Origin of the sequence: Rhizobium sp. C4, from assembly GCF_021026315.1 — a bacterium.
Lineage (GTDB): Bacteria > Pseudomonadota > Alphaproteobacteria > Rhizobiales > Rhizobiaceae > Ensifer_A.
The window spans coordinates 49862-73050 of the sequence record NZ_JAJNCX010000009.1 but is presented as its reverse complement, the minus strand read 5'-3'; the positions used below and the strand labels follow the sequence as shown (position 1 = coordinate 73050).

The 23189-nt window shown below is 61.8% G+C and carries 20 protein-coding genes; 13 read left to right on the top strand and 7 right to left on the bottom strand.

From position 1 onward, the window contains the following. Positions 1-19 precede the first annotated feature (19 nt). From LQK84_RS16105 to LQK84_RS16095, 3 genes are all read right to left on the bottom strand, one after another. The gene (locus tag LQK84_RS16105) at positions 20-1327 is read right to left on the bottom strand and encodes an NAD(P)/FAD-dependent oxidoreductase (RefSeq protein WP_269072136.1); all 1308 of its coding nucleotides are present in this window, start codon (positions 1325-1327) and stop codon (positions 20-22) included. After that, positions 1327-2670, bottom strand: coding sequence for a glutamine synthetase family protein (locus LQK84_RS16100; protein WP_230829747.1), 1344 nt, complete (start codon positions 2668-2670; stop codon positions 1327-1329). Before LQK84_RS16100 ends, LQK84_RS16105 begins: the two co-directional genes overlap by 1 nt. A gap of 183 nt (positions 2671-2853) precedes the next feature. Beyond that, positions 2854-3126 (bottom strand): hypothetical protein, encoded by a 273-nt coding sequence (locus tag LQK84_RS16095; RefSeq protein WP_230829746.1) that lies wholly within the window; start codon positions 3124-3126, stop codon positions 2854-2856. A gap of 218 nt (positions 3127-3344) precedes the next feature. Between LQK84_RS16095 and leuB the strand changes: the two genes are divergently transcribed. Then, positions 3345-4457 (top strand): 3-isopropylmalate dehydrogenase, encoded by a 1113-nt coding sequence (leuB, locus tag LQK84_RS16090; protein WP_230829745.1) that lies wholly within the window; start codon positions 3345-3347, stop codon positions 4455-4457. Between the two features lie 129 nt (positions 4458-4586). Next, positions 4587-5297, top strand: coding sequence for a phosphatase PAP2 family protein (locus LQK84_RS16085; RefSeq protein WP_230829744.1), 711 nt, complete (start codon positions 4587-4589; stop codon positions 5295-5297). Positions 5298-5347: 50 nt separating this feature from the next. On the opposite strand, the gene LQK84_RS16080 is transcribed toward LQK84_RS16085, so the two are convergent. After that, entirely contained in the window at positions 5348-6541 is a 1194-nt protein-coding gene (locus LQK84_RS16080) for a multidrug effflux MFS transporter (protein ID WP_230829743.1), read from the bottom strand. 271 nt (positions 6542-6812) lie between these two features. On the opposite strand from LQK84_RS16080, the gene LQK84_RS16075 reads away from it, so the two are divergent. Then, complete coding sequence (locus LQK84_RS16075; protein ID WP_230829742.1) at positions 6813-7910, top strand: carboxynorspermidine decarboxylase; 1098 nt, start codon at positions 6813-6815, stop codon at positions 7908-7910. 57 nt (positions 7911-7967) lie between these two features. Further along, complete coding sequence (locus LQK84_RS16070) at positions 7968-9215, top strand: saccharopine dehydrogenase family protein (protein WP_230829741.1); 1248 nt, start codon at positions 7968-7970, stop codon at positions 9213-9215. A 91-nt stretch (positions 9216-9306) separates the two neighbouring features. Here LQK84_RS16070 and LQK84_RS16065 read toward each other — a convergent pair whose 3' ends face one another. Further along, positions 9307-11370 (bottom strand): M3 family metallopeptidase, encoded by a 2064-nt coding sequence (locus LQK84_RS16065; RefSeq protein WP_442966971.1) that lies wholly within the window; start codon positions 11368-11370, stop codon positions 9307-9309. A gap of 152 nt (positions 11371-11522) precedes the next feature. On the opposite strand from LQK84_RS16065, the gene LQK84_RS16060 reads away from it, so the two are divergent. The 7 genes from LQK84_RS16060 to pyrC all read left to right on the top strand — a co-directional run bounded on the left by LQK84_RS16060 (position 11523) and on the right by pyrC (position 18804). Next, positions 11523-11975 carry a MarR family winged helix-turn-helix transcriptional regulator gene (locus LQK84_RS16060; protein ID WP_230829740.1) on the top strand — a complete coding sequence of 151 codons (453 nt, stop codon included), beginning with the start codon at positions 11523-11525 and terminating at the stop codon, positions 11973-11975. Positions 11976-12001: 26 nt separating this feature from the next. Beyond that, entirely contained in the window at positions 12002-13222 is a 1221-nt protein-coding gene (locus LQK84_RS16055) for a multidrug effflux MFS transporter (protein WP_230829739.1), read from the top strand. A gap of 178 nt (positions 13223-13400) precedes the next feature. Continuing rightward, positions 13401-13796 carry a response regulator gene (locus LQK84_RS16050; protein ID WP_230829738.1) on the top strand — a complete coding sequence of 132 codons (396 nt, stop codon included), beginning with the start codon at positions 13401-13403 and terminating at the stop codon, positions 13794-13796. Positions 13797-13817: 21 nt separating this feature from the next. Beyond that, positions 13818-14336: a molybdopterin-dependent oxidoreductase gene (locus LQK84_RS16045; protein WP_230829737.1), complete on the top strand. Its 519-nt coding sequence runs from the start codon at positions 13818-13820 to the stop codon at positions 14334-14336. After that, positions 14333-16549: an ATP-binding protein gene (locus LQK84_RS16040; RefSeq protein ID WP_230829736.1), complete on the top strand. Its 2217-nt coding sequence runs from the start codon at positions 14333-14335 to the stop codon at positions 16547-16549. The genes LQK84_RS16045 and LQK84_RS16040 overlap by 4 nt, the downstream gene beginning before the upstream one ends. Positions 16550-16560: 11 nt before the next feature. Then, entirely contained in the window at positions 16561-17589 is a 1029-nt protein-coding gene (locus tag LQK84_RS16035) for an HD domain-containing phosphohydrolase (protein WP_230829735.1), read from the top strand. Positions 17590-17763: 174 nt separating this feature from the next. Continuing rightward, complete coding sequence (gene pyrC, locus LQK84_RS16030) at positions 17764-18804, top strand: dihydroorotase (protein WP_230829734.1); 1041 nt, start codon at positions 17764-17766, stop codon at positions 18802-18804. A 97-nt stretch (positions 18805-18901) separates the two neighbouring features. Here the strand turns inward: pyrC and LQK84_RS16025 are convergent, their stop codons facing one another. Continuing rightward, entirely contained in the window at positions 18902-19459 is a 558-nt protein-coding gene (locus LQK84_RS16025; protein WP_230829733.1) for a c-type cytochrome, read from the bottom strand. A gap of 158 nt (positions 19460-19617) precedes the next feature. Here LQK84_RS16025 and LQK84_RS16020 point away from each other — a divergent pair, with 158 nt between their 5' ends. Beyond that, positions 19618-20373: a 3-deoxy-manno-octulosonate cytidylyltransferase gene (locus LQK84_RS16020; protein WP_230829732.1), complete on the top strand. Its 756-nt coding sequence runs from the start codon at positions 19618-19620 to the stop codon at positions 20371-20373. Between the two features lie 9 nt (positions 20374-20382). Beyond that, positions 20383-21237: a prephenate dehydratase gene (locus LQK84_RS16015; RefSeq protein WP_230829731.1), complete on the top strand. Its 855-nt coding sequence runs from the start codon at positions 20383-20385 to the stop codon at positions 21235-21237. 69 nt (positions 21238-21306) lie between these two features. Here the strand turns inward: LQK84_RS16015 and LQK84_RS16010 are convergent, their stop codons facing one another. Next, positions 21307-23151: a hypothetical protein gene (locus LQK84_RS16010; RefSeq protein ID WP_230829730.1), complete on the bottom strand. Its 1845-nt coding sequence runs from the start codon at positions 23149-23151 to the stop codon at positions 21307-21309. Positions 23152-23189 lie beyond the last annotated feature (38 nt).

The following is a 23189-nucleotide window of genomic DNA, read 5'->3' as shown; positions in this document are numbered from 1 at the left end:
ACAGTGAGGAAAGTTCGGATCAAAGCCCGAACTTGTCCTTGAAGCCATACCACCACGAACCGATGGTGGAATACTGGGCGCGGAACATGCGGCCGCCCGGGAAGGGATACCAGGGCATGGCGGCGAAGCGTTCGAAGCGGGACTGCTCGCCGTCGATTGCGTTGGCGAGGATCTTGCCGAAGAGATGCGTGCCCGTGACGCCATGGCCGGAATAGCCGTGGGCGAAATAGACGTTCGGCGCGAGCCGGCCCATCTGCGGAACGCGGGTGAAGGAGATGGCGAAATTGCCGCTCCAGGCGTAGTCGATCTTGACGTTCGCCAGTTCCGGGAAAACCTTCGTCATGTTCGGCCGGATTTTCGCAATGATGTCCGACGGATCGGTGCCGCCATAGATCGTGCCGCCGCCGAAGAGCATGCGGCGATCGGCTGACAGGCGGAAATAGTCGAGAATATAGCGGGCATCTTCGACGCACTTGTCGCCGGGAATGAGCTTCTTCGCCAGCGCTTCAGAAAGCGGCTCCGTCGCGATGATCTGCGTGGAGGCCGGCAGGACACGGTCGGTGAGTTCCGGGATCACTGTGCCAAGATAGGCATTGCCGCAGGCAACGACGACGCGGGCCGTGACCTTGCCCTTTTCCGTGTAGACAACGGGCTTTACTGCCGACTTGTCAACGCGGGTGACGGGCGAGAGTTCATAGATCGTGCCGCCGAGGCTTTCGAGCGCGCGGGCTTCGCCGAGCGTCAGGTTCAGCGGATGCATGTGGCCGCCCGACGTGTCGAGCATGCCGCCGACATAGGCGTCCGTGCCGACTTCCTTGCGGATCGCATCACGGTCGAGCATGACATGATCGTTCATGCCGTAGCTGGCCCAGAGCGCCTTCTTGGCTTCGAACTCGCGCATATGGGCGCTCGTATAGGCGGTGTAGAGATTGCCGCGCTTCAGGTCGCAGTCGATATTGTATGTCTCGATGAGACGATAGATCGTCTCGGCGCCTTCCTGCACCATGCCGCCGACGAAACGGGCCGCATCGTCGCCATAGGCGCGCTTGATCTTGTCGAGGCCGGCATTCAGGCCGTTGACGATCTGGCCGCCGTTGCGGCCCGATGCGCCCCAGCCGATCTGTGCGCCTTCGACGATCGTGACCTTGTAGCCCTTTTCGGCGAGATGGATCGCCGTTGCAAGGCCGGTATAGCCGCCGCCGATGATGCAGACGTCGGCCTCGACATCACCTTCCAGCTTGACCGGCTGGCGCTGGATGTTGCGCGAAGCGGCGTAATAGGAGCCCGGATAGCTGCCGTCTCCGGCGTAGGATACGTTCTTCGCCATCACACAATCTCCAGGTAGGCGCTGAATTCATAGTCTGTAACCTGCTCGGCAAAGCCGGCGATTTCCTGCCGCTTGCAGGCCACCAGCATGTTGCGGAGCAGAGGCGAGAAGACCTCTTCCATGATCTCGCCATCCTCGAAGGCATCGACGGCGCCGCCCCATTCGGACGGGATCTTCTTCAGGCGTTCGCCATAGGCACGGCCTTCGATCGGACGCGGCGGCATCCACTTGTTCTTGATGCCGACAAGGGCCGCACCCAGGATCGCCGCCATGGCGAGATAGGGGTTGGCGTCGGCGCCCGGCACGCGATGCTCGATGCGGCGCGACTTCGGACCGCCGCCGGGGATGCGGATGGCCGCCGTGCGGTTTTCGAAGCCCCAGGTGATCGAGGTCGGCGCATGCGTATCGGGACGCAGGCGGCGATAGGAGTTGAAATGCGGCGCAAACAGCAGCGTCGATTCCGACATGGCCTTCAGCATGCCGGCAACCGAATGCTTGAAGAGATCGGTATTTTCGCCATCGGCATCGGCAAAGACGTTCTTGCCGTCCTTGTCGACCAGGCTCATGTGCATGTGCATGCCGTTGCCGGAGCGCGTGCCATAGGGCTTGGCCATGAAGGTGGCGGCAAAGCCATGCTTGCGGGCGACACCCTTGATGATGCGCTTGGCAAACATGATGTCGTCGGCGGCCTTCAGCGGATCCTTGCCGTGCAGCAGGGTGATTTCGAACTGGCCGATGCCGTTTTCGGCGATAGCCGCATCGGCCGGCACGTTCTGGCGCTCGCATTCGGCATAAACGTCGGAGAAGAAGTTGCCGAAGTCGTCGAGTTCGTCGATCGACAGGATCGCGTCGGAGTCGAGACGCTTGCCGGTATAGGGGGAGATCGGCGGCTCAGGATAGTCCGGCTCGGAGTCGATCAGGTAGAACTCAAGTTCGGAGCCGACGACCGGGTAAAGCCCCATCTCGTGGAACTGGTTGACGATCGAGGCGAGTGCCTGGCGCGGGTCGGCCAGGAACGGCTTGCCGCTTTCTTCAAACATCCACAGCGGCACCATGGCGCTCGGGCGCTGGGTCCAGCGCACCGGCACGACGCCCCGGCCTGTCGGTTCGCAGATGCCGTCATTGTCGCCGTGAACAAAGACCTGTTCGGAGCCGATGATGTCTTCGCCCCACACGTCCACGCCCACGATCGACAGCGGCATGCGGATACCACCGCCCAAAACTTTCTCGATCTGACTGACCGGCACGCGCTTGCCGCGAAGAATGCCGTTGAGGTCGCAGACGACCGCCTGAATGCTCTCGATGTCCTGATCGAGGTCGGTAGTGATGTCCCGGTTTTCCACTTTGGTTCCGCCTGGTTTTGTCTTCTGTCAGGCCGATTGATCCAAACTTTTGATCAAATTGTCAAGGGCCGACTCGAAAAAGCCCGCCCCGAGAAGAGGCGGGCTTGGCGGTTACAATCCGCTAGTCTCTTGTTTTTTTGTACTTTTTTACAAAACCGACTACTGACCTGTCAGCCCCGGAAATTAGCGGCAGACACGCACTGTGTAGAGCTCACGATACCCGAAACGGTCGCGGCCGACGCGATTTTCATACCAGCACTCGCGACGATGATGGCGCCGCGGGGGCACGATGCGGACGAAGCCACGATCGATCCAGACGCCCGGAGGACGATGGTGACGATGCTCGCCATGCCAATGGTGGTGGTGGCGGCGATGGTGCGGTTCGGCGCTGGCGGCGCCAGCCCCCAATCCCGCCAAGAGAAGGCCTGCAGATGCGGCAATGATCCAGTGCTTCATGCAATTTCCTCCCGGTTTGCAAACTGTGAGACCTAAAATGCCGGATTGGTCTGCAATGTTCCAGAGATGATCGCGCCGCCCCATGCGTCCTTGCATGTTTCATGTCGCTCCCGTGGAAACACCGAACCGTACCGCCAAGGACGCTCTGGCGCTTGAAATGGGGGATTTCCCGCTATAAGAACCCCGCCATTACCCAAGATTTTCAGGAGACTTTCGACATGACAGCGCGCAATCTCTTCCTCCTGCCCGGCGACGGCATCGGCCCGGAAGCCATGGCGGAAGTCCGCAAGATCATTGCCTGGATGAACGAGGCGAAGGGTGCGAACTTCGTCACCGACGAAGGTCTCGTCGGCGGCTGCGCCTATGATGCGCATGGCGCGGCGATTTCCGAAGGCGACATGGCCAAGGCCATGGCAGCGGATGCCGTTCTCTTCGGCGCTGTCGGCGGTCCGAAGTGGGATGCCGTTCCTTACGAAGTCCGCCCGGAAGCGGGCCTCCTGCGTCTGCGCAAGGATCTGGAACTCTTCGCGAACCTGCGTCCCGCCATCTGCTACCCGGCGCTGGCATCGGCCTCCTCGCTGAAGCCGGAACTGGTTGAAGGTCTCGACATCCTCATCATCCGCGAACTGACCGGCGGCGTCTATTTCGGCGAGCCGAAGACGATCACTGATCTTGGCAACGGCCAGAAGCGCGCCATCGACACGCAGGTCTATGACACCTACGAAATCGAGCGCATCGCCTCGGTCGCCTTCGAAATGGCCCGCACGCGCAAGAATACCGTCTGCTCGATGGAAAAGCGCAACGTCATGAAGTCGGGCGTTCTGTGGAACCAGGTCGTCACGCAGACGCACAAGGACAAGTATTCCGACGTCAAGCTCGAGCACATGCTCGCGGATGCCGGCGGCATGCAGCTGGTGCGCGCGCCGAAGCAGTTCGACGTGATCGTCACCGACAACCTGTTCGGCGACATGCTCTCCGACGTTGCCGCCATGCTCACCGGCTCGCTCGGCATGCTGCCGTCCGCTTCGCTCGGCGCACCGGATGCCAAGACCGGCAAGCGCAAGGCGCTTTACGAGCCCGTACACGGCTCGGCTCCGGACATTGCCGGCAAGGGCATTGCCAACCCGATCGCCATGATCGCCTCGTTTGCCATGTGCCTGCGCTATTCGTTCAACATGGTCACGGAAGCCGACAATCTCGAGAAGGCGATCGCCAACGTTCTCGACAAGGGCATCCGCACCGGCGACATCATGGCCGAAGGCGCTACCCGCGTCGGCACGGTCGAGATGGGCGATGCCATCCTCGCCGAGTTCCAGGCACTGTCCGCCTGATCATTGTCAAATGTGTCGGAGCGTCGCACCCGTTGAAACGGCGCGGCGCTCCGAACATCTAAAGGGCCGTACCCCCTTGTTTCCGATCCGCCGTCAGGTGGATCCTGTTGCGAAAGGCGACTGACGCAGATGATGGGCCTCGACGGCTTCTTGAACTGGCTCGCGGAACGCCGCGCGCTGTACTCCGCCTCCACTCCCCCGATCCGCTGGAAAACCTGGGCCGCGATTACCGTCGTTCTCGTTGTGCTGGCCATGGTCTATCGCGACAGCGCGCTGACGATTGCCGCGCGCCACCAGCCGGACTGGCTGAGGATCCTGGCCGAAACCACGACCGATATCGGAAAATCCTGGTGGAGCCTGACGCTGACCGGCATCCTCTTCGGCGTTGCCATGCTGGCCTACGAGCGGGCGGATCTCGCCGCGACGCGCGAGAAATGGCGTTATACGGCGACAGCCTCGGCTTACGTTTTCCTCAGCGTCGCGCTGTCGGGCATCATCGGCAACGTCGTCAAGCGTATCATCGGCCGCGCCCGGCCGCCGCTTTTCGATGCGGAAGGGGCGTTTCATTTCAAGGCCTTCTCGGGCCATCTCTACGAGAGCTTCCCGTCCGGCCATTCGACCACCGATGGCGCGATGGCCATGGCGCTGGCGGTGCTGTTTCCCGCGATCCGCGTTCCGGTCCTGATCATCGGCGGCTTCCTGGCGCTGACGCGCATCATGGTCGGCGCGCATTATCTCAGCGACGTCATTGCCGGTTACTCGTTCGGCCTGTGGTATGCCTATATGAGCGCGCTGTTCTTCGCCAAGCACGGCTTCTCGCTGAAGCCGCCGAAAGCCTGATCCGACCGGCGCGAAGCGAGGATCGGATCAGACTTCAAACAGAAAGCAGATCAGGCCACGACCGGGCGGCGCTTGCCCAGCATCAGCAGCGAGACGACCAGCGCGACAATGCCGCATAGCGCAATCGCGCCCGTCATCGTCACCGGCGTGCCGTCGAAGATGGCGCTGACACCGACGATGGCCGCAGCCCCGATCAGCATCTGCATCGTGCCGCCGAGCGAGGCGGCCGTGCCGGCGATGGGCCCATGCTCTTCCAGCGACAGGACCATGGCGGTCGGAACGACAAGGCCGAGGAAGGCATTGGCGACAATCAGCAGGCCGACCAGCATGGCGAATGTGCCGATACCCGTCGCAAAGACGATGAAGAGCAGCACCGTTGCCGTCGCAAAACCGCCAACACAGAAACGCACGACGGGCATGGGGCCGAAGCGGTTGCCCAGATTGGCGGCGAACTGGCTGGAGCCGAAGAAGCCGAGTGCATTGAGTGCGAAAGCCAGGCTGAACTGCGTGGACGTCAGGCCGAAATGCTGCGTGTAGAGGAAGGGGGCGGTGGCCAGAAAGGCGAAGAAGCTCGCCATGCCGGCGCCACCGATCAGCGTCTGGCCGATGAAATTGCGGTCGCGGATCAGCACCTTGAAGGCGGCGATCATGCCGCTCAGCTCAAAGGGCGTGCGGTATTCGGGATGCAGCGTTTCCTTCAGACCAAAGCGGGTGAGCAGGATGCTGACGCCCGCCGTGCCCGCCGCGAACCAGAACACTGCCGGCCAGCCGAAGGCCGTCATCAGCCCGCTGCCGCCAAGCGGCGCGAGCATGGGCGAGACGGAGGTGACGAGCATGATGGTGGACATGAGCCGTGTCGCGTCACTGCCGGTATAAAGATCGCGAATGACGGCGCGCGGGATCGACATGACGGCGGCAGCCCCTACCCCTTGCACGAAGCGGGCGGCAATCAGCCAGCCCATGGAGGGGGCGAGCGCGCATCCGGCAGAGGCGACCAGGAAAAGGCCGAGCCCGAAATAGAGCGGCGGCTTGCGGCCGAAACTGTCGGAGGCCGGGCCGTAGACGAGCTGGCAGATGCCGAAGGCCGAGAAGAAGGACATGAGCGTCCATTGCGCGGCGGCCGCATCGGCATGGAGATCGGCGGCGATCTTGGGAAGTGCAGGAATATACATATCGATCGCGACAGGGCCGACCGCGCCGAGCAGCGCGAGGATGACCGCGAGCTTGAAGATTTCCGGTTTCATGGGGATTGCCGCCTGATCTTTATTTTAGAATTTTCTTTTTTCGAATCTCAGATTTGACCCTGTGCCACAAGGCGACACGGCTCAATAGTTTTGAAGACGGGATTTATCTTCTTGATGAACCGCAGGCCGGCTTCTGTAACTTTCCCGACACATAATCGCGTTAGGGCATTGTTTCCTGACCCCATCCGGGGTAAGGGGGCCGCTTCGCGCGCCGGGGTCAGGTTTTTGGCCTTCGGCGCACATCTTTTCCGGGGCACGGACTTTAGGATTGATGCTGAAAACACCCTATTACCTGATCGACAAGGCGAAGCTTCTCCCGAACATGGAGAAGATCGCATGGCTGCGCGAAAACTCGGGCGCAAAGTCGCTGCTGGCGCTGAAATGCTTTGCCACATGGTCGGTCTTCGACCTGATGAGCGAGTACATGGACGGCACGACGTCCTCCTCGCTCTATGAAGTGAAGCTCGGCCGAGAGAAGTTCGGCAAGGAAACCCACGCCTATTCCGTCGCCTATGGCGATGACGAGATCGGCGAAGTGGTCGACAATTGCGACAAGATCATCTTCAACACGATCAACCAGCTGGAACGCTTCGACGGCGCGTCCGCGTCCAAGGTTCGGGGCCTCCGCGTCAATCCGCGCGTCTCCACCTCGGAATGGCTGATTTCGGACCCGGCGCGCCCGCATTCGCGGCTGGGTGAATGGGACGCCACGAAGATCGAGACCGTTGCCGACAAGATCACCGGCTTCATGTTCCATAACAATTGCGAGAATGACGATTTCGATCGTTTCTCGGAGATGCTCGGCAAGATCGAGGCGGATTTCGGCCATCTCATTTCCAAGATGAAATGGGTGAGCCTTGGCGGCGGCATCCACTTCACCGGCGAGAACTATCCGATCGACAAGCTCGCCGACCGGCTGAAGCGCTTTGCCGATACCTATGGCATCCAGGTCTATCTGGAGCCGGGCGAAGCCTCGATCACCAAGTCGACGACGCTGGAAGTGACCGTGCTCGACACGCTCTATAACGGCAAGAACCTCGCCATCGTGGATTCATCCATCGAGGCGCATATGCTCGACCTGCTGATCTACCGTCAGTCGGCCAAGATGGCTCTGAGCGAGGGCGCGCACGAATACATGGTCTGCGGCAAGTCCTGCCTTGCGGGCGATATTTTCGGCGAATTCAAATTCGACCATGAGCTGAAAGCCGGCGACCGCCTCTCCATTCAGGATGCGGCCGGCTACACCATGGTCAAGAAGAACTGGTTTAACGGCGTGAAAATGCCGTCAATCGCCATCCGTGAACTGGATGGCAGCATCAGGACGGTCCGCGAGTTCACCTTCGCGGACTACGAACAAAGCCTGTCGTGAAGCCCAAGGCTTCACGAAGGTGTCTGACGATTGGACATAAGGAGTTTAGTCCCCATCATGAAGAAAAACGTTCTCATCATCGGCGCCGGCGGCGTCGCCCAGGTGGTTGCGCACAAGTGCGCGCAGAACAATGACATTCTCGGCGATCTGCATATCGCCTCGCGCACCAAGGCAAAGTGCGACACGGTCGTTGCCTCCGTGCACGAGAAGAAGTCGATGAAGCAGCCGGGCGTTTTTGAAGCCCATGCACTCGACGCGCTCGACATCGAAGCCACCAAGGCGCTGATTGCGAAGACGAACTCCCAGATCGTCATCAATGTCGGCACGGCCTTCCTCAACATGTCGGTCCTGCGCGCCTGCATGGACACCGGCGTTGCCTATATCGACACCGCCATCCACGAAGAGCCGAACAAGATCTGCGAAACGCCGCCGTGGTACGGTAACTACGAGTGGAAGCGTGCCGCCGAATGCGAAGAGAAGGGCATCACCGCCATTCTCGGCGCCGGCTTCGACCCGGGCGTCGTCAACGCCTATGCCAAGCTCGCCAAGGACGACTATTTCGACAAGATCACCGATGTCGATATCGTCGACATCAATGCCGGCAGCCATGGCAAGTATTTCGCCACGAATTTCGACCCGGAAATCAACTTCCGCGAATTCACCGGCGTCGTCTATTCTTGGCAGAAGGGCGAATGGCAGGTGAACAAGATGTTCGAGATCGGCAAGGACTATGACCTGCCGGTCGTCGGCACGCGCCGCGCCTATCTCTGCGGCCATGACGAAGTGCATTCGCTGTCGAAGAACATGGACGGCGCGGATGTGCGCTTCTGGATGGGTTTCGGCGATCACTATATCAACGTCTTCACCGTGCTGAAGTCGATCGGCCTGCTGTCGGAACAGCCGGTCAAGCTCGCCGACGGTTCGGAAGTCGTGCCGCTCAAGGTCGTCAAGGCCTGCCTGCCCGACCCGGCCTCGCTTGCCCCCAACTACGAAGGCAAGACCTGCATCGGCGACTTCGTGAAGGGCACGAAGGACGGCAAGGAACGCGAAGTCTTCATCTACAACGTCGCCGACCACAAGGAAGCCTATAACGAAGTGGGCTCGCAGGGCATTTCCTACACCGCCGGCGTGCCGCCGGTTGCCGCTGCGATCCTGATCGCCAAGGGCGTATGGGATGTGAAGAAGATGGTGAACGTCGAAGAACTGCCGCCGCAGCCCTTCCTCGCCGTCCTGAACCGCATCGGCCTGCAGACATGCATCCGCGACGAAAACGGCGACCGCCCGCTGGCATTCGTCGAGCCCTGAGATTTGGGTTGGTTGAATTGAAGAACCCGCCGGAGCGATCCGGCGGGTTTTTTGTTGGCGGGTGTGGCACCCCCCTCTGCCCGTCGCGTCCTTAAGCCGCCAACCCCTTCTTCTTCAGCATCGCCTCCGGGCTCGGCAGCTTGCCGCGGAAGGCCTTGTAGGCGTCTTCGGGGTCCATGGAGCCGCCGGAGGAATAGATCTTCAGCTTCAGCTTCTCGGCCATCTTGGGATTGAAAGCATCGCCGGTTTCCTCGAAGGCGGAGAAGGCGTCGGCGTCGAGCACTTCCGACCACATGTAGGAATAATATCCTGCCGAATAGCCGTCGCCGGCGAAGACGTGCTGGAAATGGGGCGAGCGGTGGCGCATGACCATGGCGTCCGGCATGCCGATATCCTTGAGCACCTTTGCTTCCAGCGCCATCGGGTCGGCCGGCGGCTCGGCGGCGGTGTGATAGGCCATGTCGACTAGCGCGGAGGAGGTGAACTCGACCGTGGCGAAGCCGGCATTGAAGGTGCGGGCGGCAAGAACCTTGTCGAGGAGCGCCTGCGGCATCGGCGCACCGGTCTCGTAGTGAACCGCATAGGTTTTCAGGATCTCCGGAACCGTCAGCCAGTGTTCGTAGAGCTGCGAGGGCAGTTCGACGAAGTCGCGCGAGACACCCGTGCCGGAGACGGTCGGATAGGTGACGTCCGAGAGCATGCCGTGCAGCGCATGGCCGAATTCGTGGAAGAGCGTGCGCGCATCATCCAGCGACAGCAGCGCCGGCTTGCCCTCGGCAGGCTTGGCGAAGTTGCAGACATTGTAGATCAGCGGGATTTCACCCTGCGCGCCGTTCTTGAGCGTCAGCTTGTGCTGGCTCTGGAAGGAGCTCATCCAGGCACCAGAGCGCTTGGAGGACCGGGCGAAGTAGTCGCCGACGAACATGGCCTTGAGCTTGCCCGCCGCATCGCGGATTTCGAAAACGCGGGCGTCGGGGTGATAGGCCTTTACATCCTTCAGCTCCGTCGCGGTGATGCCGAAGAGGCGGCGGGCGACGTCGAAGCAGGCCTCGATGATCTTTTCGAGCTGGAGATAGGGCTTCAGCTCGCCTTCCGAGAAGTTGAAGCGCTGGCTCCTAATCTTCTCGGCATAGTGCCGCCAGTCCCAGGGCTTGACGTCGTGGTTCTTGCCTTCGGCGGCAATGGCCTTGGCGATGTCGGCCTCTTCTTCCGCAGCGCGGACGCGGGCCTTTTCCCAGACCTGCATCAGCAGGCCGTTCACGTTTTCCGGCGTCTTCGCCATCGTGTTGTCGAGCTTCATTTCGGCGAAATTGGCAAAGCCGAGAAGCTTGGCCTTCTCGTCGCGCAGCTTCAGCGTTTCGGCAATCACACCGCGATTGTCGGTCTCGCCGCCGTTTTCGCCGCGGGCAATCCAGGCCTTGAAGGCGGTTTCGCGCAGGTCCCGGCGTTCGGAGAATGTCAGGAAAGGCTCGATGATGGAGCGCGACAGCGTGACGGCATATTTGCCCTTCTCGCCGCGCGCCTCGGCCTGGGCCGCCATGGCGTCCTTGAGGAAATCCGGCAGGCCGGCGAGATCGGCGTCATCGCCGAGAATGAGGAACCAGCTCTTCTCGTCCGCCAGAACATTCTGGCCGAACCTGGCGCCGAGCGAGGCAAGGCGCTCGTTGATGGCAGCGAGACGTTCCTGGTCTGCGCGGGGAAGCTTCGCACCGGAGCGGACGAAGCCTTTCCAGTGGCGTTCCAGCACGCGGGTCTGCTCCAGATCGAGGTTCAGCGCCTCGCGGGTTTCCCAAAGCGTGTCGATGCGCTTGAAAAGCGCCTCGTTCATGCCGATCTTGGAATAATGACGCGACATCTTCGGGGAGATATCCCGCTCCAGTGCCTGAATGAGATCATTGGTGTCGGCGCCTGCCCGGTTCCAGAAGATGGACGAGACACGCGACAGTTCATCGCCGGCGATTTCCAGAGCAACGATCGTATTCTCGAAGGTCGGCGCCTCCGGATTGTTGGCGATTGTGTCTATTTCAGCTTCATGCAACTTGAACCCGACGTCGAAAGCGGGGGCGAAGTCACTTTCCGATATTTGTGCGAAATCCGGCAAACCATTCCGACCGTTCCAGTCGATGAGGGCGGGATTGATTTTTGCTTCGGCCATCAGGGCTTTTCCTCATGTGAATCGGTTATCACGGGCAATATAGGGGCAGGTTTGCCCTTTGGAACATGGCGTTCCAAAAAAAGACGCGGTAATCCTTGCAAACATCGGCCTGTTATAATAAGACAACCTTACCAATTGAACGGACCCATATCATGATCGAACCGGAATCCATCGGTTTCCTAATTGCCGAGACTGCCCGCCTGCAGCGGAGCGTATTTGAGAAGCGCATCGCGACGGCGGGGTTTGAACTGACCCCGGGGGAAGCCCGCGCGCTTCTGAATATCGGCCACCGGTCCGGCTGTCGGCAGAACGAGATCGCCGAGAAGATGGGCGTCGAGCCGATGACGATGAGCGGTTACATCGACAAGCTTGAAACCCTCGGCCTTGTCGAGCGCCTGCCGGATCCGACCGACCGCCGCGCCCGCAATGTCGTGATGACGCCGAAGGCCGAGCCGATCCTGCGCGAAATCCGCGGGCTGGCGAAAGACCTTCTTGCCGAAATGCTGACTGAAATCAGCGAGAATGATCGCGAAGCTCTGGACAATGCCCTCAAGGCCGTCAAAACCTCCCTGCTCCGTCTGGCGGCTGACCGCGACACGGAATGAATGTAGCGCAGGCAGAGACGTTGCAGATGGTCAGGACCCGGCCGCTCATGTCGGAGCGGCGAACGAGCCTGATCGGCGCGTTCATGACAATGATCGGCTCGATCTCGATGTCTCTCTATACGCCGGCGATGCCGGCGCTGGCGCACGCCTTCGGCGTCAGCAGCGCGTCTGCCAAGATGACGCTGACCTTCTATTTTGCCGGCTTTGCGGTCGCCCAGCTCGTCACCGGTCCGGCATCGGACGCGATCGGTCGGCGCAAGGCAGCCATCATCTTCATGCTCGTCTATCTGGCGGGAAGCCTGATGGCGGTATTTGCACCGACGATCGAATGGCTGATGGCGGCACGCCTCATCCAGGGCATCGGCGCCTCCGTCGGCACGACGGTGTCGCGCGCGATTGTTCGCGACCAGTTCACCGGTGAACAATCCTCCCGCATCATGAACATGATCGGCATCGTGCTCGCCGTCGGCCCGGGCATTGCGCCAACCATCGGCGGGCTGATCCTGGAATTCTCGACCTGGCAGGGCATTTTCCTGATCATGGCCGGCATTGGGGTCACCGCGATCGGGATTGCGCTTTTCGCGCTGAAGGAAACCACGGTTCCGGACCTCGCGCGCGGTGCGCCGATACCCCTCATGAAATCCTATGGCAGGCTGCTGGCGAGCGCGCCGGTCATGTCGGCATCGCTGACCGTGGGCTTCGCCGTCGGCGCGCTTTACATGCTGGCAACCGTTCTGCCGTTCGTGCTCATTGACGAAGCCGGACTGACGCCGGCGCAGTTCGGCCTCGGCATGATGGCGCAGACCGGCAGCTATTTCCTCGGGTCAATTCTCTTCCGCGTGCTGCTGCGCCGCACCTCGGCGGAAAAGCTGGTGCTTCCGGGTCTCAGCTTCATTATGGCGGGAAGCATTCTTGCCTTCCTGTCGATCCAGTTCCTGCCCATCTCCTATCTGTCGGTCATGGTGCCGGTCGGTTTCTACGCCTTCGGCATCGCCTTCATCATGCCGCACATGACGACGGCCGCGCTGATGCCGTTTCCGCGGATTGCCGGCACGGCTGCGGCCATGCTCGGCTTCGTGCAGATGGGTTCCGGCGTCTTCGGCGGCGCAGTCGCTGCCGCAATCGGCGAGCCGGTTCTTTCGCTCCACATCCTGATGCCCGGCATGGGTGTGCTGTGCGCGGTCTTTTATGCCTGGCATGTCCGGGCGATCCGGCGCTTTCAGGCAGGCAACATCGCCGCTCTCTGATCCCCGATTGCGCCGTTCCTCGGCACACATGCCCGAAATGGGATGGGTCGCTCAAATTTTATATATCGGTTTTATCTTATATAATCACCCTTGCGATAAACCTCATATCCGGCGCGGCTGACCCGTCATTCAGGTTGCGGAAGCGCCGGCAGCTGCGGCGAACAGGCCCGGGGGACGCATGGCAATTCTGATCGTTGAAGACAATCCGACCAATGGGCTCATTCTGCGCCATCTGATGGCCAAGGCGGGATCGGGCGAGATCGTGGTCTGTCACGACCCCGCGAAAGCCCTGCAGATCTGCAAGACGCAGTCATTCGATCTCCTGATGGTCGACCACATGCTGCCCGGCATGACCGGCGTGCAGTTCGTGCGCCTCATTCGCAGTTTCGATGATTTCCGCGACACGCCCATCGTCATGGTGACCGCCGACACCTCCGCGGAGGTCAGGGAGGAAGCGCTGGCCGCCGGCGTGAACACGTTCCTGACAAAGCCGATCGAGGCGCTGGGCTTCACCCGGATGATGAGCCGGCTGATCGTCACAAATGCACCCACGGCCGCCCAGAAGACGGCCTGATTTTCCGGGAGGAGACCCTACGTGAAGACCTTCATCCATGCCCTTCTTCTCACTGGCGCCTTCGCCATCTCGACCGGCGCGCTGACGTCGAACGCGCTGGCGCTGGACAAGCCTGCCGGCGACACGATCCTCACCATTACCGGCCATGTCACAAAGACGAATTCGAGCAAGGCGGCCACGTTCGACATGGCGATGCTGGAAAAGCTCGACGGTCGCAAGGCCACGATGGAAACACCGTGGACGACCGGCAAGACCGAGTTCTCCGGCCCCTATCTGCGCGCTGTCCTCGCCGCAGCCGGCGCCAGCGGCAAGAAGCTCATCGTCAAGGCGCTCAACGACTATGCCTCGGAAGTGCCCTTCGAGGACGCCGAGAAGCTCGACACGATCCTCGCCGTCCGCATGAATGGCGACGAAATGTCGGTGCGCGAAAAGGGACCGGTCTTCCTCATCTATCCGTTCGACAAGGACCATTCCCTCTACAACGAGAAGTACTTCTCGCGCTCGGTCTGGCAGATCAAGGAAATCGAGGTCGTCGAGTGAGTGCACGCGGGGACAAGATCAGCGACGTTCTGAAGCGCGCCAGCCTCAGGGCTGCCGTGCTGCAGGCATTTTCCGTCGTCCTGCTGGTCATCCTCATCCTTCTCTACATGGACATGTCGGACCGGCAGGCGTCGCTGCAGAACAGCATTCGCGAGAATGCCATGTGGGCCGCCTTTCAGCTCGACCGCGAGGCGCATGAGCTGGAAACGGAAACGCGTCTGCTGCTGGCCGCCCCTGAGGTTGAGCAGGGGCAGCTGAAGGCACTTTCCCGCCGCTACGACATCGTCTATTCGCGCAACGATCTCCTGAGCCAGGGTCACTTCCAGGGCTTCTTCGTGCAGAGCGGCGATCTCAGCGCGTCAAGCATCGCGATCGGCCAGATCGTCAAATCGCTCGATCATGTCTTTACCGGCCTGGAGAAATCCACCGACGCCCGGACCCGCCTGACGGCGGTGCTTCCTGCGCTGGACGCCCTGCACGACGAAACCAACAAGCTGCTGCTGACCTCCAACACCGTGATCTCCGACAATCGCGCGCAGGCCAGAGATGATCTGATCCATCTGCAGAAGACATCCGGCATCTATGTGTTCCTGCTGACACTCTCCGTCGGTTTCCTGATCTTCACGCTCCGGCGTCAGCTGAAGGCCGTGCGTCAGGCAGGCCAAGGCTTCGAGGCGATGGCGAACGACCTCGCCTCGGCCTATAACGCGGCCGATGCCGGCAACCGCGCCAAGTCGCAGTTCATGGCGACCATGGGTCACGAAATCCGCACGCCGCTCAACGCCATTCTCGGCACCGCGGAGCTGCTTGAGCTTTCCGACATCCCGGACGACGTACGCGACAATATCCGGACGATCCGGTCTTCGGGCGAGGCGCTGCTGGAGGTTCTCAACGAGATTCTCGATTATTCGAAGATCGAATACGGCAAGCTCGAAATCGAGTTGCGGCCGGCCAATCTGCCGGAACTTGCCCACACCGTGATGGATATCATGGCAAGCCGGGCAAAGGAACGCGGCAACGCCCTCGTTCTCGACATGCCGGATCAGCTCCTTCACCCCTGGATCAAGACAGATCCGACACGGCTTCGCCAGATCATCCTCAATCTCGTCAGCAATGCCACGAAATTCACCCGCAACGGCACGGTCACGCTGCGCCTGCGCGAGTTCTCGGGTCCCAACGGGCGGCAGTTCGTGCGGATCGAGGTTCAGGATACGGGCATCGGGATCGACGAGGCGGGACGCAAGAAGCTGTTCAAGCCCTTCTCCCAGGTCGACGCCTCGATCAGCCGCCGGTTCGGCGGGACGGGTCTCGGCCTCACGATCAGCAAGGAAATCGCCGAACGGCTCGGCGCGCAAATGGGCGTCGAGAGCGAAATCGGCAAGGGCAGCACGTTCTGGCTCGAGATGCGCATCGAGGCGACCGATGCCCCGGAAATTGCGTCGCCGAGCGAGCGCCCGACGGGTTTCGCCCCGCTGCACAGCCTCAAGGTCCTGCTGGTCGAGGACAACAAGGTCAACCAGCAGCTGGCGCTGCGTTTCCTCGAACGCCTTGGACAGAAGGCCGATCTTGCCACCAACGGCGCCGAAGCCGTCAAGGTCGCGACGGCGAGGACCTACGATCTGATCCTGATGGACATGCAGATGCCGGTCATGGACGGCATAGAAGCCGCGCGCGCCATTCGCGCCGGACAGGGGCCGAACCGGACATCCCCGATTATCGCGATGACGGCCAATGCCTCGGACGAGGACCGCGACGCCTGCCGGGAGGCCGGCATGAACGGGTTCGAGCCCAAGCCGATCACGCTCAAGCGGCTGCACAGCGTTCTCGCCGGCGTTGCAAAACGGTCCGAAACAGCCCCTGCTCCCACGACGCTTCCGGACAATGATGCCTTCGGGGCGTCCGAAGACGGGATCGATCCGGCGCGCAAGGCGGAACTGGTCGAGGTTCTCGGTGAAGAGATCTTCGATGAACTTGTCGCCTCCTTCTTTGCCGACGCCGACGCACTCATGACGGAATACCGGGACGCGCGCGCCGCGGGCGACCGTCATGCAGCCGACAAGGCGCTGCATACGCTGAAGGGGGCTGCGGCCAATGTCGGCTTCAACGCCGTGGCCAACATCGCCCAGGCCATCAGACAAAGCCCGGAAGCCCCGGACAGGACGGATCAGCTCACTGCACTTCTGGCGAGCTACACATTCAACAAAGCCGCATAAGCGAGGCCAAGATGAAGATATTGATCGTGGATGACAACAACACCAACCTGCGTCTGCTGACAGGCATGGTGCAGAAGCTGCGCGACTGTTCGCCCATTCCGTTCTCGTCGCCCGCCGACGCGCTCGCCGCCATGCCCGATCTCGAGTTCGACGTGGCGCTCATCGACTACATGATGCCGGTCTATAACGGCGTCGAGTTCCTGACCGAAATGCTGCATTTCGAGAAATACAGTGGCGTGCCGGTGATCTTCATCACCGCCGATCACGAGATGACCACGCGCATGGACGCGCTGAACGCGGGCGCCATCGACTTCCTGACGAAGCCGGTCGACTTCTATGAGTTCAAGGCGCGCGTGCAGAATATCGCGGCACTCGCCGAGGCGCAGCGGCGTCATGCCGAAAGCCTCAGTGGCGGGCAGATGCAAGGTTCGGACGCGCTGCGCGATCAGGAGTGCGAGATCATCCAGCGCATCACGCTCGCCGCAGGCTACAAGGACCCGCAAGCCGCACAGCAGCGCATGCGCGTTGCGGCCTATTCGGAGGTGATCGCGCGGGCCGCCGGCCTGCCCGAGGCCTTCTGCCGCGATATCCGGCTCGCCGCCGCCCTCTTCGACAACGCGACCGCGCTCGCCTCGGATACATCGCTGCTGAAGCGCGGCAAGATGACGGAAGCCGACTTCCGCCGCCGCACCAATGCGGGGGACGCGGATGCGGCCTCGTCCTCCCTCCTCCAGCTTGCCGCCGAAATCGGCCGGACCTATCGCGAGCGCTTCGACGGCCAGGGCTATCCCAACCGGCTGAAAGGCACGGCGATCCCGGAAGCAGGCCGGATCGTTGCCATTGCCTCAAGCTTTGACGCGCTGATTTCGGAACGCCAGTTCAAGCAGGCCTGGCCCTTCGAGAAGGCCGCCGACTACGTTCGCGGCAAGGCCCGCAGCCATTTCGATCCGGCGCTGATTGCCGCCTTCGAGGCAGCACTTGAGGACATCCGGGCGATTGCCTTTGCGGAAACGGTTCCCATGGGCATCGCGGCGGCCTGAGCCTTCGATTGAACCCGCCGCGCCGGAATGCTATCAGCCGCGAAACGTGACAGAGCGCTCCGGCGATAGCGGGTACGCTCTGTTGCGCTCCATCCATTTATTCTTATGCAATTCCGGAGGCGAAACCGGTTTCCACTTTCGCTGGAATTGCTTCGAAGCATGAGGACGCGCGTCATGACGAAAATCACCATCCGCAAGCCGGACGACTGGCATCTGCACCTTCGTGACGGAGCGATGCTGGAAGGCATCCTGCCGGAAACGACCCGGCATTTTGCCCGCGCCATCATCATGCCCAACCTCGTGCCGCCGGTCGCCACCGTTGCGGATGCCCAGGCCTATCGCGAGCGGATCGTCGCCGCGATCCCGAAGGGCGACAGTTTCGAGCCGCTGATGACGCTCTATCTGACGGAAGCCACCGAGGCCGACGATGTGGCGCGCGGCAAGGCGGAAGGCCTGATCCACGCGGTCAAGCTCTATCCCGCTGGCGCCACCACCAATTCGCATGGCGGCGTGCGCAATCTCGACAAGGTCATGCCGGTTCTGGAGCGGATGGCTCAGATCGGGCTGCCGCTTTGCGTCCATGGCGAGGTGACGACGCCGGAGGTCGATATCTTCGACCGCGAGGCCGTCTTCATCGAAACCGTGCTCGATCCGCTGCGCAAGCGGCTGCCGGAGCTGAAGGTGACGATGGAACACGTCACCACGTCTGACGGCATCAACTATATCAAGAGCGCCGCGAAGAACCTCGCCGGCTCGATCACCACGCATCACCTGATTATCAACCGCAATGCGATTCTCGTCGGCGGGATCAGGCCGCATTACTATTGCCTGCCGGTCGCCAAGCGCGAGAGCCATCGCGTGGCCCTCGTCGAGGCCGCCACCTCCGGCGACCGCCGCTTCTTCCTCGGCACCGATTCCGCCCCGCATGTGGATCCGCTGAAGGAATGCGCCTGCGGCTGCGCCGGCTGCTTCACCGCCACCAACACGATGAGCTGCCTTGCCCATGTCTTCGAAAATGCCGGCGCGCTCGACCAGCTCGAAGCCTTCGCCTCGCTGAATGGTCCCGCCTGTTACGGGTTGCCGGCGAATGAGGAGACGATCACGCTGGTCAAGCGCGACACGCCTGTCACGTATCCGTCGAAGATTGAGACGGGGGCCGGGCCGGTCACGGTGTTCGATCCCATGTTCCCGCTGCACTGGGCGGTCGAGGACTGATCCGTCCGCCGTGCTTGCTGCGCCAATCGCATTCCAGACAACAAAAAACCGGACCTGTTGAACAGGCCCGGTTTTTTTCATGTTCGATGCGCCTGACTTACTGAGCCGGCGGGAAAGGAACCTTGGTGTCGGCAAGCGACTGGAGATAGGCCAGAAGGTCGGCGCGCTCGTCTTCCTTGGGAAGACCGGCAAAGCCCATGGCCGTGCCCTTCACGTAATCCTTCGGCTTCTTCAGGAAGTGGTAGAGGTGGTCATAGGTCCACTTTTCCGAACCGCCCTTGGAGAATTCCTTCATGCCGGCCGAATAAGAGAAGCCTTCGTGGCTGGCGACCGGGCGATCAACGATACCAAAGAGGTTCGGGCCAACCTTGTTGGCGCCGCCCTTGTCCCCGGTGTGACAGGCTTCGCATTTCTTGAAAACGGCGGCGCCCTTGGCAGCATCGGCCTTGGCGAGCACGACGCCAACCGGCGTATCGGCCTTAGCAGCTTCAGCCGGCGCGCCACCAGCAGCTTCGCCTTCGGCGGCTGCGATTGCGTAACCAGGCTTCTCGGGCGCTTCCGACTTGAAGATGCCTTCCGACAGGATCGACACCGACATCAGAACGAACACGGTCCCCAAAAGAGCACCTACGCCCATGTTCACATGTGAATTCATCTGCTAACGCTCCCCTTAGCGATGTCCGGGTGATCAGTGCCGGCGCATCTTGAAATCGGGCGGAACGTATGTCTTTTAGCGCGCGAGCGCAACAGTTCTTGTTCCTCCCAGACTGAGACCTTTTGCCACTTTTCACACGCGAAATGAAGGCCCCCTTGATGCAGATCAACCGTTTTGATCAGTCGCTGGTCCTGATCCCCGCCCGCATGGCCTCGACGCGCCTTCCCGGCAAGCCGATGGCCGACATCTGCGGCGCGCCGATGATCGTGCAGGTCGTGCGCCGCGCTGTCGAAGCGAATGTCGGTCGCGTGGTGGCTGCCGTCGATCATCAGGAGACCTTCGACGCGGTGACGGCTGCCGGTTTCGAGGCCGTGATGACCCGCGAGGATCACCAGTCCGGTTCCGACCGCATCTTCGAGGCACTCGAAAAAGCCGATCCGCAGAGCCGCGCGCGCTATGTCATCAACGTTCAGGGCGACCTGCCGACCATCGAGCCCGAAACAGTGCGCGCCGCCCTGGCACCGCTCGAAGACGAGGCCGTCGACATCGCGACGCTGACCGTCGAGATCACCGACGAGGAAGAAAAGACGGCCCCGAGCGTCGTCAAGGTCATCGGCTCGCCGGTCTCAGAAACCCGCCTTCGCGCGCTCTATTTCACGCGGGCAACCGCGCCCTGGGGCGACGGACCGCTCTACCATCACATCGGCCTCTACGCCTATCGCCGCGAATCGCTGAAGCGTTTCGTGTCGCTGACACCCTCCGTCCTTGAAATGCGCGAGAAGCTCGAACAGCTGCGCGCACTGGAAGCCGGCATGCGGATCGACGCGGAAATCGTCAAGGCCATACCGCTGGGCGTCGACACGCCAGCCGATCTCGAAAAGGCGCGCCGCGTTCTTGCCGCGCGCATGAAGTGAGCAGAGACCATGATCGCAAGAACCAACCGCATCTCCTTCCAGGGCGACTTCGGCGCCAATTCAGACATGGCCGCCCGCGACATGTTTCCGGACATGTCACCGCTGCCCTGCCAGACGTTTGAAGACGCGTTCAATGCGGTGGAAAGCGGCGATGCGGATCTCGCCATGATCCCGATCGAGAACACGCTGGCCGGCCGCGTTGCCGACATCCACTACCTGATGCCGCAGTCACGGCTTTACATCGTCGGCGAATATTTCATGCCGATCCGCTTCCAGCTCATGGTCCTGCCGGGCGTTGCGAAGAGCGAGATCAAGACCGTTCACAGCCACATCCATGCGCTCGGCCAGTGCCGCAAGATCGTCCGCTCCAATGGCTGGAAGGCGGTTGTGGCGGGCGACACGGCAGGGGCGGCCAAGCTCGTCTCGGAAACCGGCGACCGCTCGATGGCCGCGCTCGCGCCGCGCCTGGCGGCCGATCTCTACGGCCTTGAGATCCTTGAAGAGAATGTCGAGGATTCGGAGAACAACATCACCCGCTTCGTCGTGCTCTCGCCGAACGAGAAGCATGCCACGCGTGACAGCGCCGATGAGACCATCATCACCACCTTCGTCTTCAATGTCCGCAACATTCCGGCAGCGCTCTACAAGGCGCTCGGCGGCTTTGCGACGAACGGCATCAACATGACGAAGCTCGAAAGCTACCAGATCGGCGGCAAGTTCGTCGCCACGCAGTTCTTCGCCGATATCGAAGGCCATCCGGATGACGAGAACGTCAAGCGGGCGCTCGACGAGCTGAAGTTCTTCTCCGAGAAGGTCCGCATCCTCGGCGTCTACAAGGCGCATCCGATGCGCAAGCAGTTCTGAGACGGCATTTCCGGGCAGGCGCCACGCGGCTCTCCCGGAAATCCATCAGCAGAAGGTCCTGCGCGGTCTTCAGCGAACCAGGCGATAGATCTTGAGGTTCGTCGCGTCTGACGGCGTGACGTCCTTGAGGAAGGCCGGCGGGCGGTCCTTCAGCAAGGCCGCGGCCAGCCCGTCGGGCGCGCGCTGGGCCAATTCCTTCAGCTCCCCATCGCCGGGGCAGAAGACGACATAGTCGGTTCCCACATCGCCAAGGATCGCTTCCGCCTTTTCGGGCGTGGCCAGTCCCGCATGCAAGACGACGAGCATGCCGTTGGGATTGCGGTGATAGGGCGCTGCGAGCACACTGTGACCGGTGAAGCGAAGGATCGGCGAGCCCATGTTGGAGGGCGCTGCAATCATGCCCTTCGGCAGGCGATTGAGGAGATTCAGGTTCGTCTCCTTGACGCAGATCGAGACCTTCTCGCCGGCTGCAGCGGCCTTGTCGGATTTTTCGCTGCCGGTTGCTTCCGAGGCCAGGAAACCGACGACGAACCAGAAGGCCGGGATGCTGGCAAGCGTCATGATCGCAAACGGCAGGCCGGCAATGACCGAGTCCGGGTCGCGGCGGGCAATGGCATGCAGTTCGGCCACCAGAACAGCGAGCGGCAGGATCGACAACATCTGCGGGAAAGTCGTGCCACGCACCTGAATGAGCGAGATGGCCCAGGCGCCACTCAAGAGAACGAAGAGCACGAGGTGCACGGCGGCGCGGTCGCCCATTTTCACCCGCCAGGCGGAAACGACCATGGCGATGAAGCCGACGAAATAGAAGCCCCCCACGGTTTCAGGCCGCAGCTTCGCCTGCATGAAGACCGATTGCGCCTCCGTGACGCGATCGAGCCATATTTCCTTCAGGAGTGGATCAAGGCTTGCAAGCGGGTTTTGCAGGCATTGCGGCATCACGGCAAGCGTCACGCCGGCCGCACCGACGCCTATGCAGGCGAGAATGGCAAGGCGGACCGACATCGGCGCGCGACTGGCAAGGCTGGCCGCCCCGAACAGGGCTGCACCGCCAAAGACCGTCAGCACAAGGAAGCCATAGGAGAGATTGTCGCAGGTCACCGTCGTATAGAGCGCGCGGGGAACCGTCGCGACATAGGCTGCGGCGGTCAGCACGGCAAACGAGAGGCCGAAGCTGCGCGCAGCCGCAGCATAGGGCTGACCGAGGAATGCCCAGCGCAAGGCGATGATCACCGCCGCAACGCCGATCAACGGTGTCGTCTCGGCGCCGACAGCCAGCGCAATTGCCGCGGCAAGCCCGGACAGGGCATAGCTTGACGCCCGGTGAAGCGGGTCGACGAGCCCCGCCGCGACAATGGCGATGAGTGCCATCTGCACATTGTGGTGATCGATGCCGCCCGGCTCGAAGCGATGGACCTGAAGCAGGAACAGCACCGCCATGGGGACCGCGGCAAACATCGCCCGTTCGCCACCGATGCGGCGAGCGCCGAGGCCGATGAAATAAAGAACCGGCAGGGCAAGCGAGACCGGCCAGACGAAGAGTGCCGTCGCCTCCGCCATGCGCGGCGACAGGAACAGACCGAAGAAGGAAATGAGGGCCGCAATGGGCAGATCGACAAAGCGCGACCAGTGCATCAATGTCCCGGGCGCGGGACCCAGGCGATACTGCATCAGATCGAACCAGCCCTGACCGCCCAGAAAATCACGCACCTCGACGAGCCGCATCGCGTCGTCATTGTCGGGCCCGACATAGTCCGTGTAGCTGGTTGCCAGGTTAACGAGATGGAAGAGCAGGATGATGACGAAGGCGATCAGCACGGCTAGGCCGAGGCGGCTCTTGCCGGAGCTGAGCGGGCCTGCGCGCTCGCCCCGCTTTGATTGAGAGAGCGCAGCGGTCGATTCGATACTGGCCATGACCGATCCCGGAATAGCGCATGGTCTGCCAACTCGTG

Bases quoted from the DNA above. Each gene is read 5' to 3' on its own strand.
- LQK84_RS16035 (WP_230829735.1), top strand. From the start codon at position 16,561: ATGAAGATATTGATCGTGGATGACAACAACACCAACCTGCGTCTGCTG.
- LQK84_RS16010 (WP_230829730.1), bottom strand. From the start codon at position 23,151: ATGGCCAGTATCGAATCGACCGCTGCGCTCTCTCAATCAAAGCGGGGC.
- LQK84_RS16060 (WP_230829740.1), top strand. From the start codon at position 11,523: ATGATCGAACCGGAATCCATCGGTTTCCTAATTGCCGAGACTGCCCGC.
- LQK84_RS16105 (WP_269072136.1), bottom strand. From the start codon at position 1,327: ATGGCGAAGAACGTATCCTACGCCGGAGACGGCAGCTATCCGGGCTCC.
- LQK84_RS16080 (WP_230829743.1), bottom strand. From the start codon at position 6,541: ATGAAACCGGAAATCTTCAAGCTCGCGGTCATCCTCGCGCTGCTCGGC.
- leuB (WP_230829745.1), top strand. From the start codon at position 3,345: ATGACAGCGCGCAATCTCTTCCTCCTGCCCGGCGACGGCATCGGCCCG.
- LQK84_RS16020 (WP_230829732.1), top strand. From the start codon at position 19,618: ATGCAGATCAACCGTTTTGATCAGTCGCTGGTCCTGATCCCCGCCCGC.
- LQK84_RS16095 (WP_230829746.1), bottom strand. From the start codon at position 3,126: ATGAAGCACTGGATCATTGCCGCATCTGCAGGCCTTCTCTTGGCGGGA.
- LQK84_RS16025 (WP_230829733.1), bottom strand. From the start codon at position 19,459: ATGAATTCACATGTGAACATGGGCGTAGGTGCTCTTTTGGGGACCGTG.
- LQK84_RS16050 (WP_230829738.1), top strand. From the start codon at position 13,401: ATGGCAATTCTGATCGTTGAAGACAATCCGACCAATGGGCTCATTCTG.
- LQK84_RS16065 (WP_442966971.1), bottom strand. From the start codon at position 11,370: ATGGCCGAAGCAAAAATCAATCCCGCCCTCATCGACTGGAACGGTCGG.
- LQK84_RS16015 (WP_230829731.1), top strand. From the start codon at position 20,383: ATGATCGCAAGAACCAACCGCATCTCCTTCCAGGGCGACTTCGGCGCC.
- LQK84_RS16085 (WP_230829744.1), top strand. From the start codon at position 4,587: ATGATGGGCCTCGACGGCTTCTTGAACTGGCTCGCGGAACGCCGCGCG.
- pyrC (WP_230829734.1), top strand. From the start codon at position 17,764: ATGACGAAAATCACCATCCGCAAGCCGGACGACTGGCATCTGCACCTT.
- LQK84_RS16055 (WP_230829739.1), top strand. From the start codon at position 12,002: ATGGTCAGGACCCGGCCGCTCATGTCGGAGCGGCGAACGAGCCTGATC.
- LQK84_RS16075 (WP_230829742.1), top strand. From the start codon at position 6,813: ATGCTGAAAACACCCTATTACCTGATCGACAAGGCGAAGCTTCTCCCG.
- LQK84_RS16070 (WP_230829741.1), top strand. From the start codon at position 7,968: ATGAAGAAAAACGTTCTCATCATCGGCGCCGGCGGCGTCGCCCAGGTG.